This window comes from Pseudobacter sp., assembly GCF_051955275.1.
Classification (GTDB): domain Bacteria; phylum Bacteroidota; class Bacteroidia; order Chitinophagales; family Chitinophagaceae; genus Pseudobacter.
On record NZ_JBQCGW010000174.1, the window covers coordinates 1 to 14,660 of the forward strand.

14 protein-coding genes are annotated in these 14,660 nt (G+C 48.9%); 6 read left to right on the plus strand and 8 right to left on the minus strand.

Annotated elements, in window-relative coordinates:
• The first annotated feature begins 94 nt into the window (after positions 1–94).
• Complete coding sequence (locus ACTHMC_RS14790; RefSeq protein WP_440414135.1) at positions 95–1,192, plus strand: S1C family serine protease; 1,098 nt, start codon at positions 95–97, stop codon at positions 1,190–1,192.
• Positions 1,193–1,294: 102 nt separating this feature from the next.
• Here the strand turns inward: ACTHMC_RS14790 and ACTHMC_RS14795 are convergent, their stop codons facing one another.
• Positions 1,295–2,167, minus strand: coding sequence for a nucleotidyltransferase family protein (locus tag ACTHMC_RS14795; protein WP_440414137.1), 873 nt, complete (start codon positions 2,165–2,167; stop codon positions 1,295–1,297).
• A gap of 68 nt (positions 2,168–2,235) precedes the next feature.
• Between ACTHMC_RS14795 and ACTHMC_RS14800 the strand changes: the two genes are divergently transcribed.
• On the plus strand, positions 2,236–3,159 hold the full coding sequence (locus tag ACTHMC_RS14800) for a 1-aminocyclopropane-1-carboxylate deaminase/D-cysteine desulfhydrase (protein ID WP_440414138.1): 924 nt from the start codon (positions 2,236–2,238) through the stop codon (positions 3,157–3,159).
• Between the two features lie 79 nt (positions 3,160–3,238).
• Complete coding sequence (locus tag ACTHMC_RS14805) at positions 3,239–4,207, plus strand: hypothetical protein (RefSeq protein ID WP_440414140.1); 969 nt, start codon at positions 3,239–3,241, stop codon at positions 4,205–4,207.
• A gap of 88 nt (positions 4,208–4,295) precedes the next feature.
• Here ACTHMC_RS14805 and lipB read toward each other — a convergent pair whose 3' ends face one another.
• A complete protein-coding gene (gene lipB / locus ACTHMC_RS14810; RefSeq protein ID WP_440414142.1) occupies positions 4,296–5,012 on the minus strand; it encodes a lipoyl(octanoyl) transferase LipB in 717 nt (238 codons plus the stop codon).
• A gap of 80 nt (positions 5,013–5,092) precedes the next feature.
• The gene (locus tag ACTHMC_RS14815; RefSeq protein WP_440414144.1) at positions 5,093–8,626 is read right to left on the minus strand and encodes an MBG domain-containing protein; all 3,534 of its coding nucleotides are present in this window, start codon (positions 8,624–8,626) and stop codon (positions 5,093–5,095) included.
• Positions 8,627–8,882: 256 nt separating this feature from the next.
• On the opposite strand from ACTHMC_RS14815, the gene ACTHMC_RS14820 reads away from it, so the two are divergent.
• Genes ACTHMC_RS14820 through ACTHMC_RS14830 form a run of 3 tightly spaced genes read left to right on the plus strand, consistent with a single transcriptional unit; the run spans position 8,883 to position 10,953 of the window.
• The gene (locus ACTHMC_RS14820; protein WP_440414146.1) at positions 8,883–9,377 is read left to right on the plus strand and encodes a hypothetical protein; all 495 of its coding nucleotides are present in this window, start codon (positions 8,883–8,885) and stop codon (positions 9,375–9,377) included.
• A gap of 42 nt (positions 9,378–9,419) precedes the next feature.
• Entirely contained in the window at positions 9,420–10,499 is a 1,080-nt protein-coding gene (locus tag ACTHMC_RS14825; RefSeq protein WP_440414148.1) for an RluA family pseudouridine synthase, read from the plus strand.
• Positions 10,492–10,953 carry a DinB family protein gene (locus ACTHMC_RS14830; RefSeq protein WP_440414150.1) on the plus strand — a complete coding sequence of 154 codons (462 nt, stop codon included), beginning with the start codon at positions 10,492–10,494 and terminating at the stop codon, positions 10,951–10,953. Before ACTHMC_RS14825 ends, ACTHMC_RS14830 begins: the two co-directional genes overlap by 8 nt.
• 63 nt (positions 10,954–11,016) lie before the next feature.
• Here the strand turns inward: ACTHMC_RS14830 and ACTHMC_RS14835 are convergent, their stop codons facing one another.
• The 5 genes from ACTHMC_RS14835 to ACTHMC_RS14855 all read right to left on the minus strand — a co-directional run bounded on the left by ACTHMC_RS14835 (position 11,017) and on the right by ACTHMC_RS14855 (position 14,600).
• A complete protein-coding gene (locus ACTHMC_RS14835) occupies positions 11,017–11,976 on the minus strand; it encodes a hypothetical protein (RefSeq protein ID WP_440414152.1) in 960 nt (319 codons plus the stop codon).
• A gap of 15 nt (positions 11,977–11,991) precedes the next feature.
• Positions 11,992–12,573: a peptide deformylase gene (def, locus tag ACTHMC_RS14840; protein ID WP_440414153.1), complete on the minus strand. Its 582-nt coding sequence runs from the start codon at positions 12,571–12,573 to the stop codon at positions 11,992–11,994.
• Positions 12,574–12,747: 174 nt separating this feature from the next.
• Positions 12,748–13,161, minus strand: coding sequence for a Holliday junction resolvase RuvX (gene ruvX, locus ACTHMC_RS14845; protein WP_440414155.1), 414 nt, complete (start codon positions 13,159–13,161; stop codon positions 12,748–12,750).
• Positions 13,162–13,166: 5 nt separating this feature from the next.
• Positions 13,167–14,060 (minus strand): UbiA-like polyprenyltransferase, encoded by an 894-nt coding sequence (locus tag ACTHMC_RS14850; RefSeq protein WP_440414157.1) that lies wholly within the window; start codon positions 14,058–14,060, stop codon positions 13,167–13,169.
• A gap of 3 nt (positions 14,061–14,063) precedes the next feature.
• On the minus strand, positions 14,064–14,600 hold the full coding sequence (locus ACTHMC_RS14855; protein ID WP_440414159.1) for an RNA methyltransferase: 537 nt from the start codon (positions 14,598–14,600) through the stop codon (positions 14,064–14,066).
• Positions 14,601–14,660 lie beyond the last annotated feature (60 nt).

Genomic DNA, 14,660 nt, shown 5'->3' on the forward strand with positions numbered 1-14,660 from the left:
CCAATGCCGATAATGCCAAGAACCAGAAATACAAATGTTTAATGCGTTTGAAGAAACTGTTCTTCAGCGCATACAAAAACAATAATAACCTGTGATGGAAGATGTACAATTGATGGATGCTATCGAACGCTACCTGCGCAATGAAATGCAGCAGGAAGAAAGAGCGCATTTTGAGCAGCTCCGCAAATCCAATCCTGATATCGATCAGCTGGTGGTGGAACATACCATGTTCCTGCAGCAGATGGATCAGTTCAGTGACTGGAAGGACTTCAAAGCCACGCTCCAGGATGTTCACCATCAGCTGGCAGACGCCGGTGAGATCAGGGAACAGCAACCAAAAGCAAACGTAGTATCCATCCTCCGCAAATACAAGAAAGTAATGGCCGTGGCCGCCTCTATTGCCGGTATCACTACTGTGCTGATCGCCGGCGGTGTGAGCTGGTATACCCGCAAAGCCAGCAATGCTGAACTGCAGCAGCTGCGCCGTGAGTTCAAAATGGAAGTTGCCACCAAGAAAAATGAATTGCTGGATGAAGTGAATGCCAAGATCTCCAAAGCTCCGCAAAATGCCGAGCTCATCTCCGGAGGTACCGGCTTCCTCATCGATGGCAAGGGCTACCTGGTAACCAATGCGCATGTGATCAAGGGTGGGACCACCTTTGTAGTGCAGAACAACAAAGGCCAGGAATTCCGCGCCAAGACCGCTTACGTGAACTATAATTCAGATATCGCCATCCTCAAAGTGAGCGATGATGATTTCAAGATGCATAATGTACTTCCCTACTCCTTCCGTAAAGGCGGGTCAGACCTGGGAGAACCGCTCTTCACCCTTGGTTTCCCCCGTGAAGAGATCGTGTACAACGAAGGTTATATGAGTGCCAAGACCGGTTACAATGGAGATACCCTTACCTGCCAGATAGGTGTACCCGCCAATCCCGGTAACTCGGGAGGCCCCGTTTTCAACAAGAACGGCGAGGTGATCGGCATCATCAATACAAGACTGAAACAGGCTGAAGGCGTGGTATTTGCCCTCACCGCTAAAAATATTATCCGTACACTCGAAACGATTAAAAAGGAAGACACCGCATTTAAAAGCCTGAAGCTTCCCTACAACACACAGATCAAAGGAATGGACCGTGTGCAGCAGATCAAAAAGATCGAGGATTGTGTGTTCATGGTAAAGAGTTACTGATCAAACTTCTTGTTTGCATTTCTTGTAAAGTTTCCGTTTTAGCTCTGATAGTAAAAAGCCCCGTGCAGTAATGCTACGGGGCTCTTTGTTTATCGGAATAGCTTATTTCCAGAGTGCGGGAGGATACTCACCTGCAGCCACCAGGGTTTCCAGGGCCTCTTTAACTTCAGGAGCATCTTCTTTGTAAGTTACGCCGAACCATTTGGAAGACGTGGGGATCACCCTGATCACACCCGCCTTATCCTGGATGAACTGGTCAGCAACCAGGGGAATGAAGAATTCAGCTTTGGGATTGCCGCTGTTGGCAGCTGCAAACTCCTTGAACATATTCTCCGTGTAAGTGAAAACAGCGGGATCAAAGCACCAGAAGTTCATGCTCACGCTTGAATCCAGGGGCAGTTCTTTAGGCTCCAGGTTATCGTCTGTGAGTATCTTGCCATCTTTCTGCTGAATGTTCAGTCTTTCTGCAATAGCGCTCAGGTTGCCATTGCCATCCACCTGGCATACACCACGGTTTACAGTACCATTATCAGAAAGGGTTTTCAGCAGCTCATATCCGATGATCGAATACACATCAGACTTCACATCTGAAGTAAGGAATTTGTAAGATTTCTCAAAGGCATCACGACCATAAAAATCATCTGCATTGATCACAGCAAATGGTTCTTTGATGGTGTCTTTGGCACAGAGGATCGCCTGTGCAGTTCCCCAGGGTTTGGTTCGGCCTTCGGCCACTTCCTGGTATACATAATCGATCTCGATCTTTCCTTTGAGCCTTGGCTCAAAAATATCAGCGAAGTCTTGTTTGAATTCTTTACGGATGATGAAAACCACTTTTTTGTAACCGGCACGGATCGCATCATAAATTGAATAGTCCATGATGGTTTCGCCACCAGGCCCGAATGATTGTATCTGTTTCATACTGCCATACCGTGAGGCCATTCCGGCTGCGAGGATCAAAAGTGTAGGTTGCATGTTTGTTTGTCTGTTTGTTTTATAAATTCACGCACGAAAATATAAAAATAAGCGATATTAGAAATTACTTGAAACAATCTCCACATCAATCGATTGATCAAAATAAAGCGGTAGTACAGCCTTTACTGCTTCCTGAGTTTGCTACCTCAGGCATCAGGGCGGATATACTTCGCCTCGATCTCATTCATCCGGTGATCTCCGGCAACAAATGGTTCAAGCTGAAGTATCACCTGAAATCCGCACTGGACGAAGGTTACAAAGGCTTACTAACATTCGGTGGCGCATGGAGCAATCACCTGGTGGCCACTGCCGGGGCAGCAGCCGCAGCTTCACTAACAGCTGTTGGTATTGTTCGCGGAGAAATTCCTGCTGTACTATCTCCAGCATTGCAGGATGCAAGGGACTCAGGCATGCAGCTGGTGTTTGTAAGCAGGAATGAGTATGCTGATGAAACCACCCTGCACCGAAGCATGCAGGAACGATTCCCTGGCCATTACCTGGTGCCACAGGGAGGTCACAGTGAAGCCGGTGTTCGAGGGGCCAGCGAGATCCTTTCACTGGTACCTGAACTGCCTTCATACACGCATATTGCCTGTGCAGCCGGAACAGGCACCATGATGGCCGGACTGGTTGTGGCAAGTAATCCACAACAACAGGTGCTGGGCATCAGCAGCCTCAAACTCGCCAATACGGCTCATAACAGCCTGGAAACGATGCTGCAGACCTGGGCCCCTCATTCTGGCTACAGATTATTTTACCAGTTCCATTTCGGGGGCTATGCCCGCAAGACCGCTGTGCTGACCGATTTCATGAACCGTGTATGGAAACAGACAGGCATTCCCACTGATATCGTGTATACTGGCAAGCTGCTGTATGGGATAAGCTCCCTGGCCACGGAAAGTTTTTTCCCCTCTCAAAGCAGGCTGCTGCTGATACATAGTGGTGGCTTACAGGGTAACCGGTCCCTGCCGCCCGGAACATTGCTCTATTAATGGCAGGGATTTTGACAATGATACGATCATTATATTTGCACCTTCATAATTAGAAATTAAAACACACGTTATAGTTTACATGAACAGGTTGTGGGTTCCGTTATTGCTGCTGTTATCTTCATCCGCCTTCGCGCAGGATACATTGCCCCGGTTCACCGTAACCACCAGGGGATACAATAAGGCTATCATCAGCTGGACAAACACTTTCACCACTGTTTCTCAGATCAGCATTCAGCGTTCATTCGACAGTTCCAAAGGTTTCCGCACCATCCTCAATGTGCCTGACCCAACCGTTCCCCAGAATGGATTTGTGGATACAAAAGCACCCGCACAGAATATGTTCTACCGGTTGTTCATTGTGCTGGAAGACGGAAAATACCTGTTCAGTGCGGCTTCCCGCCCCTACTGGGATACCGCAGGCGCAAAGCCCGACTCGAAAGAGTACTCTCTCACCGGCGAAAACAATAACCGCCGTATCGTGGCCTCCGATAATATGAGCCAGAAAGAAGTGGAGCAATTGAAAGCAGAACTTCGCGAAGCCACCAAAGAGCCCGTAAAAAAAGAACCTGCCAAACCAGCGGGTACCATGCCTCCGGCCACTGCAACGCCCCCGCCTCCCAAAGCACCTGAACGTTATTTCATAGTAAAGAAGAAAGATTCCATTTTATTCAATATACCCGAAAAGAATTTCCGCAAATTCAGGGACTCCATCGTTTACCGCACCAAAGACACGATGGCCTTCAAGAACCTGGACACTATTGTGCTGCGCCCCTTCGTAGCAAGGGAGATCTATAAGCCTTCCCGTTATGTGTATACGGATAAAGACGGCAATGTGATCATCGATCTTTATGATGCACTCAGGAAGGATTACGAAGTGAAATTCTTTGATGATAACGGCGAGCCCATCTTCCATATCAAAAAGGTGAAAGATCCGCTGCTGATCATCGATAAAGTAACTTTCCTCCGTTCGGGCTGGTTCAGGTTTGAACTGTATGAAGAAGACAAACTGAAGGAAACCCACAAAGTGTTTGTTCCGAAGGATTTTTAGAATTGATTCCGCAGTACCCAGTCGCTCGCGTCCCCGCGATTGACAACTATTTGCTCGCCTCTGGCGAGCTACCGGGCACACCCTGATCTTATTGTAACTGTACGTTGAAAATACGCTCGAAGTTTTTCTTCACTTTCTCTTTCACTTCTTCAAACGGTACCGCATAACCGAGTTCTTTTTCCAGGCTGGTAACGGCTTTGTTTTCTATACCACAGGGAACGATATGTCCGAAATAATCCAGATCGGTATTTACATTGAACGCAAATCCATGCATGGTGATCCAGCGGCTGCAACGGATGCCCATTGCACAGATCTTGCGGGCGCGCGTAATATCACCAGGATCAAGCCATACACCGGTCTCTCCGGGAGACCGGTCACCCTTCAATCCGTATTCCGCCAGGGTGAGAATGATCACCTCTTCCAGGTTGCGTAAGTATTTACCGATATCCGTGTAGAATTGTTCCAGGTCGAGTATGGGATACCCTACGATCTGCTGCGGTCCGTGGAAAGTGATATCTCCTCCCCGGTTGATCTTGAAGAATTCAATGCCTTTATCCTGACGCTCCTCCTCACTGATCAGCACATGCTCCATCTTCCCGCTTTTGCCAAGCGTGTAAACCGGCGGATGTTCCACCAGCAGCAGGTGATGTGTAATGGGGGCTTCTTCCTGCATCTCTTCGTCAGTGGTGGCAGGGGCAAACCTTTTTGATTTCTGTTCCACTTTCTGCTTCAGCAACTGCTCCTGGTAATCCCAGGCTGCCTGATAGGGCATATTTCCGAGGTCCTGAAAAATAACGGGGATCATGGTGCAAAGATACTGCTTTGGATGGTTCGGATGGCAGGTAGCAGAATCAGGGCACAATCCTGAATTTCAGTCATTTGGATTTATCGTATCAATACGAAAGATCCCTTTCTTTCAATCGCACCGCAGGGAGTGACGCACCTGATATAATATACAAAACTACCGGAGGGCTGCGGCTCTCCTTTGAAAGTACCATCCCAGCACCTGCTAACGTCATTCGACTGGAAAACAGGAACACCATTCCGGTTCATGACGGTAACCGAAAACTGCGTTACTTTCTGCCATTTACTCACGCCCCAGCAATCATTCTTACCATCATTATTAGGAGTGAAAGCATTAGGTACGTTGTATTCCCTCGGTATAACGTTCACCATTATACGCGCCGTATTCCTGCAGCCATTTGCATCCGTTCCTGTTACCAGGTAGCTGGTTGACCTGTCAGTTGTAACTACCGGATTGGCAATGGCGGGATTATCAAGTCCGCTTACAGGGGACCACAGATAGCTGACACCACCTGTTGCCAGCAGCCTGGCGCTGGTTGATGCGCAATCTATATCGTTCGATTTATTTACCCTGATCACAGGAAGCTGATTGATATTGAGTGGCGCCGGATCGGAATAGAAGTCTGCGCCCGGCACAGTGAACTTACAGCGGATAAATCCTGTAGTGGAATTCGCTCTTGTACTGTAGGTCGCAGAATGGCCTTGCGACAGGTCCTGCCATCCATTGATACCGTCGACGCTGTACTGCCACTGGTAATCCACAGGTGCAACACCGGGGGTTACCGTAACTGCGGTGTTGAAACTGGCTCTTTCATCTGCGCAGATAGTGGCAGCATTGGGTTGCTGATCTACCTGGAGTTGAACAGGACGGATAGTAAGTTTACCAGGAACATAAACGAAGGTATAATTGCGGGATGCAGCTCCGCTGAGGTCAATAGGATAATCACCGGGAATACTGTTACTGCTGGCGATGGTGGATACCATTACCGGACGGGTAAGCACTGTTTCATCGTCAGTAAATCCAAAGTTGGAATACGTGAGCGTCAATGCCGGATTGGGTGCCCCGTAATCACGGATCTGGTCATCTGCTGTGACCGTCAGTTCACGCGGCAGTATTTCCATAATATTTCCATAAAAGGTCATGTTATAGTTGTTGCCGGCTGTGAGGGTACTCTGCTCAATGGCGTACGTACCTACGTTCTCACCAGGTGCCCGCTCGGAAGAACCGGTGAAAACATCAGCACCTATCAATGCCGGACTGACAGTATAAGAGAACGAAGGATCATAATCACCATAGGTCTTGCTATGCCTGTCCGCATAAACAGTAATATCCAGCCTGTTCACCACAATAGTGATACTGATATCGGTTGCGGGCAGATATGCTGCATCTCCTGACTGTGAAGCAGTGATGGTAGTGGTGCCTGCACCGGTGATGGTTACCTGCCCTGCTGCATCAATAACAGCCACAGCCGGATCACCCGTTGTATATGTGACCATCAGTGAAGCACTTGAATAAGCAACTGCATTCACATCGGGATCGCCATAAGTTCTGGTAATTGTACTGCCATCTGTAAGGGCATCAAAGGTGAGCGACTGGCTCATCTTTGTAATAGTGAGAACGGCAGGGGTACTGTAAATATTCACCCCGCAGGCATTGCTGGTCATGCAACGGTAAAGGTTTCCGTTCATGGAAATATCTGCACTCAGGATCTTTAGTGTGGCAGTATTGACATCATCATATATGCCATCGTTCACCAGATCAGTAAAAACCGGTGCGCCTGAGCCTGCCGGGCTCACCTGCCATTGATAAGTGATGGGAGCTGCACCGGTTGCAGTAATGCTGAAAGAGCCGGCATCACCCAGCGGTAATGAAAGTGGTGAAGGATCAGCAGTGATCACGGGCGCGGGGCAGAAAACAAATTCATCTGCACCCGGATCGGGTGCGGCGGCATCCCTGATTTCCCCATCGATATCCGTGGTTATTCCGGCAACAGGTTGCCCCTTTCCTTCCAGCGCGGTATTGTTTCCCGGATTCAGGTGGATATCATCCGTTCCGAGGAACACAGGAAGCACGCTTAATGAATTGGCATTATTACCGAGTGCAGCCTGCAAGCCGGAAATAGTTGCAGAGTTGGCAACTCCATTAAAAAGAAGATTTCCCTTTGCACTGTGAAAAATATTGAAATCCGAAACGCCCAGTACATTGGTATTGGCAGCGAGAACAAAAGCCGGAGCGCTATTGCCATCACCCACGGTCTGCAGGTTAGCTAAGATATTGCTGCGCATCTGAATACTGCCGGCCGCCGTAACATTACTCGTAATAAGCATAGCCGCATTCCTTTGTGATCCGGTAAATACAGGATTGGCGTTCATGGCAATTGTATTGAAATCGATGGAAATGCCGCCACCGTCATCCACCACAATCCCGTTTGCATTATCATTCACTCCTGAGCCATTCTTACCGTAAGAAGTGATGCCCCGGATAAAATTGTTGTACACCCTGAAATTGGCAGAAGCACTGGATGGCGCCAGATGAATTCCTGCTGCCCCATAGCCCGCAGCATTCAGGTTTCTGATATTACTGATCCTGTTATTTCTTATCAGAAGGTCCGACATGAAACTGTAAACAAAAATGCCCATTGGCAAATAGGTGCCGCTGCTTGAAAGATCTGTAATGGAATTATTACTGATCACAATATTCGAATTGGCGATACCAGTGGAAATAGTAAGGCCGGCCGGTGCATGGGAAGTCATGCCTGTGTAATGCATTCCTGAAATGGTATTGTCTGTTACAACAGTGTTTTTGGTAGCCGTAGCCAGCCATATGGCCCTGTCGTATTCCGGATCGGTTCCATCAAAATTTCCAATATTATTATTGCGGATCTCCAGGCCATCAACGCCCTGCGCGTAAACGCCCACCATTCTGATAGCTTCAGCATCTGTGCTGTTCAGATCATTTTCAAGGATGCTAAGATCATTCACCAGTGGACCAACCACAGCGTAAGCATAAATACCGATATAAGCCTTGGTTATGCTGTTATTCTGAATAGTGATATTACTGAAATAGCCGGGCAAGCCCAGGCTGGCTGCATTTCCCAGGAAAACGGCAGTAGTGGTATTGGTGCCATTGATCAGCATTGTATTCTTTATTGTCACGTTGTTGATGGGTGTGGTACCCACCGAACCTATCAATAATACATTGCTGGCGGTAGCAGAAGTATTTTCTATTATGAGGTCCCGGGTGTCAGTCCCTGAAACAGAACCATCGATCGTAACATTATTGGAGCCTTTGAGCGTGATCAATGGATTTCCGAAAACATCCCCTGTAATAATCGTGGAACTCCGCGGCTGGATCAGCACACTGGTGAAATTGCTGCCGCCGCTGCCACTGGCATTGAGGACCGACGGTGCTGTTTCCACAATAAAACCATCCACCAGGATGGTTATAGCTCCTTTATGTGTTCCGTCATTGATGCCGTCGAAAGCTTCTTTTAAGGTGGAATAGGTAGCAGTAGCCAATCCGGCACTGGCTGTCACTTCAACCTGTGCACGGGCACTGAAGGACAGGCACAGCAATACAAGCAGTGTGATAATCGGGCTGAATTTTCGGAACATGTTGAGGGGTTTGTAAGGATTAAGGCTGTTCAGGAGACTGGATCGAAGCTTTCAGGAGACTGGATGGAGGCTTTCAGGAGATTGGAGGGGTCTGGACTTAATTCCGGACAGGGCTACATATCATAAAATTATCCTATCGGTCCGGCAAAAATATACCCTTGCTCCAGAATTACAAAAAATTGATAATTGACAAGCGCAGGTTATATATCGTCAGTGGAATAAAAATGATATTATTACATTTATTCTTTTTCCTGTTATGGCTACTTTACTTGAAGATATCAGATCCCAGTCCGACTGGATCGTCCGCGCATTTGCTTCCGATGGATACAAACTGGATTACAGTTTCGATTCCATTATGGAAATCGACCGCTTTTTTGCCGCCAACATGGTCAATGGCGAGCCCAAAAAGGGAGGGCGCCTTCCCCAAAAAGGCTTTGGCGCCATACTTTTTTCCATGGGCTCCTATATCGGGGAAACCGTAATCCGCAATATTCAAGGCACGGAGTGGATCACAGACGATGAGGATCCCCAGGCTGAACTGAATGTATTCCTCCGGTTGCCGAACGGCGTGGAATGCTCTCCCATCATCAAAGTGTTCAAACGCTTTCAGAACGGGTCTGAAGACGCGCTTTATCCGTATGTACACATGCTGGTAGAGGAAACCACCGGCCATGTGTTCAACCAGGATTTCTGGAAACTGATAGCGGAGGCGGAGAATGAAAAGAAGAAACCCTGGTGGAAATTCTGGTAAGTTTCCAAAACCTTACCTTTGCGGAAATTCGCTATTTCTCGTATGACTACAAATCTGAACGAAGACGCATTGAATGAGTTGGAAGACAACCAGGACGGTTCGGAAGAACTGTATGAGCGCTTCAGCCTGGTGGTGGACCGCGGTCAGGAGCCGATGCGCCTCGATAAATTCCTGGTAGCCCGTATCGAGAATGCCAGTCGCAATAAAGTACAGCAGTCCATCGAAAGCGGCCGCGTACTCATCAACGGCAAACAGGTGCAGAGCAACCACAAGATCAGGCCAGGCGAGGAGATCGTGGTGTATTCCGACAAGGAAGTACAGGGCGAAGACATCATCCCTGAGCAGATGCCCCTCAACATCGAGTACGAAGATGAGGATATCCTCATCATCAATAAACCCGTTGGACTGGTAGTACACCCCGCCAGCGGCAACCCCAGCGGCACCCTCATCAACGGCGTGGCCTGGTACCTGCTGCAGCAGAACAAAGAGCTCAATACCGATGAACTGCCCCGTTTCGGGCTGGTGCATCGCATCGATAAAAATACTTCAGGCCTGATGGTGCTAGCCAAAACCGGCAAAGCAGCCAGCAGTCTCGCCAAAGAATTCTTCGATCATACCATCCACCGCCAGTACGTGGCCCTCGTTTGGGGTGATGTAGCTGAAGACAGCGGCACGGTTGTGGCACATATCGGCCGCCACCAGCGCTTCCGCAAGATCTTTGATGCATACCCGGACGGAGAGTATGGTAAAGAAGCCATCACCCATTACAAAGTGCTGGAGCGCATGGGCTACGTAACCCTGATTCAATGCGTACTGGAAACAGGCCGCACCCATCAGATCCGCGTGCACATGAAACATCTCGGCCACCCCCTCTTCAGTGACGAATTATACGGAGGAGACCGCATCGTGAAAGGCACCGTGTTCAGCAAGTACAAGCAGTTTGTAGACAATTGCTTTGCTATCTGTCCCCGGCATGCACTGCATGCCCGCACCATCGGTTTCACTCACCCTCGCACACGCCAGCCTATCAGCTTTGAAAGCCAGATCCCGTCTGACATGCAGCAGCTGATCGATAAATGGCGCAACTATGCAACAGTAAAGAAGATCATCACTAATGATTAAGCATTTCGTCAAACATCAGTTGGACATCATCAGCGAAGAGCCCTGGTTCGGGGATGGCTTCCGCAGTAAGATCGACCAGCTGACTGACGAAGCAGCTTTCACCAAACCATTGCCGGCACTGCATAGCGTGGCAGAGTTGATCTCCCACTCCATCGAATGGAAACGTGAAGGAATAAGGCAGTTGCAGGGTGCGCTTCCACAGCTCACCATGAACAGCCCGGAGAACTGGAAAAGCAATGAAGCATTAAAGAAGGTTGGTTGGGAAAAACTGAAAACTGATTTCTATTCGGCAGTTAACGATCTGGTACAGTTACTGGAAACCAAAGAAGAAACTTTCCTGGATCAGCTGACAACTGATAAGAGATACACAAAACGCTTTTTGCTGGAAGGGCTACTGGATCATGATGTGTATCACCTGGGGCAGATAGCTATTACTATAAAATTGTTGAAATAAGATTCGCCGGAGGCGAAGGAATATAAGTCACTCGCGGGGACGCGAGCGACTGGGCACTGCCTGTTACTTCCTGGTAAAGTCAAATAATGTAGCTGTGAAAACGCCTCGCTCGCGCTTTTTAAAGATCACATTCCAGCCACCATTATACCGGAGCACTTTAGGTACGATGAGGTCTTCGAACTTCGTCATTTCCACTTCCATGTGCACATCGAAGTCGTATACGCCAGCTTTGTAGCTGAGATCATAATTGCGGGCCACAATATCCCAGGAATTGATATCGAACCAGGTGGTCATTTCATTGATCACTATCTGATCACGTTCAGACTTGCTGAGATCCGCACGGGGCGTTACTTTGAAGATATAACACATCACGCCGTTGAAGAGGTTCATATCGATGGTGAAGTCGTACCGCTCGGCTGCGCCTTCTTCAAAAATGGCGATCTTATTGCCGATAAATGGGATGCCCGGGATCTTCTTACCGGGATTGAAGAAGAGCATTTTAAGCTGCTCCTTATGCTTCTCGATACCGGATTTCCCTTCCATGGTGAAGCTGGTGCCTTTCACAATATTGCTTTCGCCACAAACAGTGTCCCGCGCAAAGAAAAGCCCGGCATACATTTCAGCGGTGTAATAATTGAAGTTGCGCTTCTTATCGTAAAAGTCTCCGGTGGTCTTCTCTTCCAGCACGGTCATCCAGCGGCAACCATTGCCGGTATGCTGCTGCGAACGGCTGTTAAGCGTGGCTTTCACTTCGCCGGATTTATCCTGCATGCGGATATCGTTGAGCGCAGTATAGCCCAGTACTTTGAGATTCCGGAATGCTTTGTAGAAGGTTGTGTCCTCTTTGATGCGATCGATAAAGGCAGGCACATTGAGATTGCTGCGCACTACCACTTCTTTAAGGGTGACTGCTTTTTTCCCGATCACAACGGGCACCGTGTCTCGTTTCAACACGGTGCTGTCAGTCTGCGCAACAGTCACAGCACTGATCAGAAGTACGGATATGAGCGGAAAAAATTTCATGCAGTGATACTGACCCTATTTCTGGAAGGTCATTTTATAATCAACGCGAACTTTGCCTTTTGAAATATCGTCCAGCTTGCCTTTCAGCATGCGTTTCTTCAGTGGTTTCAGGTAATCGATGAACAGTTTGCCTTCGATATGATCATACTCGTGCAGGATCACACGGGCAGTGATGCCATTGAAGGTTTTGGTATGGGGCACAAAATTCTCATCCACATACTCCAGTTCCACTTCTTCAGCACGGTACACATCTTCACGGACCTTGGGAATGCTCAGGCAGCCTTCGTTATACGCCCATTCTTCTCCATTGAGTGATTTCACATGCGCATTGATGAACACCTGTTTCACACCCGGAGCATCCTTATGTTTCCTGTCGTCGTCATCGTCATCCATATTCTCGAAGATCTGAGCACTATCTATCACGAACAAACGAATATCACGGTTGATCTGCGGAGCGGCCAGTCCAACTCCATTGGAGGCGTACATCGTTTCCCACATATCTTCTATCAGCTTCGCCAGGCCCGGGTATTCAGGAGTGATATCCTTAGCTACTGTCCTGAGAATGGGTGCGCCATAGGCAACTATCGGAAGGATCATTGTTTTATTAATTACTTGATTACTTGATTATTAGTGAATTCTGCAAATTTACTCCAAAAATCAGTTCCGCCAAGCGCCCGGAGACTCCTTGCAAGGCTTATGCCCGGCCAGTAATTGCAACTGACTGACAATTAGAGGTTAACTGAACGTTATTGTTTGAAGGGGATGCCCTGATCATCCGAAGTGCTGCAGGTATTCCTGCAACATGATGGTAGCGGCGATCTCATCCACCAGGGCTTTGTTACGGCGTTCCTTTTTCTTCATGCCCATGTCCAGCATCGCCTGTTTGGCCATTTTAGAGGTGTAGCGTTCGTCCACCGTTTTCACGGGGATCAGCGGAAATTCCTTTTTTAACCGTTCGATGGCTTTACGCACCAGCGGAGTGGCGTGCGTATCGGTATCATCCCAGTTGGTGGGCCAGCCGATGAGGATCAGCTCCACCTGTTCTGTTTTGAAATATTCTTTGAGGTACTTGAAAAGCTGCGGTGTTTCAATGGTGGTGAGGCCTGTTGCCACGATCTGTAAAGGATCAGTAACGGCAAGGCCTGTACGCTTTCCCCCATAATCTATCGCCATTATTCTCGCCATGGTACTTAGTTGGATAAAGCTGCCTGAACATACATATCTGCAATCACAAACACGGCAAACACCACACTGGCAATGCCATTGGCGGTCATGAAGGCCAGGTTGACACGGCGGAGATCATTGGGTTTAACGATGGAATGCTGATAGACCAGCATGCCGGCAAACACAGCAACACCGATCCAGTAGAGCCAGTGGAAATGACCATATACCCCCGCAGCCACCACGCAGGCAGTGCTCACCAGGTGCAGCACCTCGGATACACGTAGTGCTTTGGCAGCACCCAGTGCAGCGGGAATGGAATATAATTTATTGGCTTTGTCGAAGGCTTCGTCTTGCAATGCATAGATGATATCGAAACCGCTCACCCAGCATATCACGGCCACGGAGAAGAAGATGGGCAGCAATGCAAATGCACCTGTTACCGCCAGGTAGGCGCCGATGGGTGCCAGCGATAATCCCAGTCCGAGGATCAGGTGGCAGAGCGGGGTGAAACGCTTGGTATAGCTGTATCCCAGCACCACAAAGAGGGCAATGGGAGAAAGGTAGAAACAAAGCGGGTTGATAAAGTAGGTGCAAAGAATGAACAGCAGGCTGCAGGAAATGGTGAACAGCAGCACACTGTCTGCTTTCAGGATACCTGCGGGGATCTCGCGTATGGCGGTGCGCGGGTTGAGCGCATCGAATTTTGCATCCAGCCAGCGGTTGAAGGCCATGGCCGCACTTCTTGCAAACACCATGCACAGCACCACCAGGATCAGGGTCTGCCACCATGGTTTGGTAGCCGCCTGCTGACCCGCATCAACGGCCATCAGTCCCAGCACCAGTCCGATCATCGCAAAAGGCATCGCAAAAATGGTATGCGAGAACTTTACCAGCGAGAGATATTTTTTTACGGTTGTCATTTTTTAAAATAAGTTTTTACGGTCCCTGACCAGTTCCCAGAGCACTATACCTGCGGCCACTGAAATATTGAGGCTGTGCTTCATGCCCAGCTGGGGGATCTCGATACTCCCTTCGCAGGCCTTCACCACGGTGGCGTCCACCCCTTCCACTTCGTTCCCGAACACCACGGCCAGCGGGCTCTCCCGGTTGTAACTGAACCGGTTAAGCGGCACACTGTTCTCCACCTGCTCGATAGCCCAGGTACTGTATCCTTCCTGCTTCAGCTTTTCCACCGCCTCCAGGGTGGTGGGAAAGTATTTCCAGGTAACGGTCTCGGTAGCGCCCAGCGCCGTTTTATGGATATCCCGGTGCGGAGGCTGCGGGGTATAGCCGCAAAGATACACCGCCCGCAAGAGAAATGCATCGCAGGTACGGAACACGCTGCCCACGTTATGCATGCTGCGGATATTGTCGAGCACCACCACTACCGGCACTTTTTCACTCTGTTTGAATTGGTCTACGGAGAGGCGGTTGAGCTCATCCATTTCCAGTTTTCGCATACGCAAAGATATTGGTTACCAGAAACAATCCACGTTTTCTCCACAGCCCCTGCACCGGAT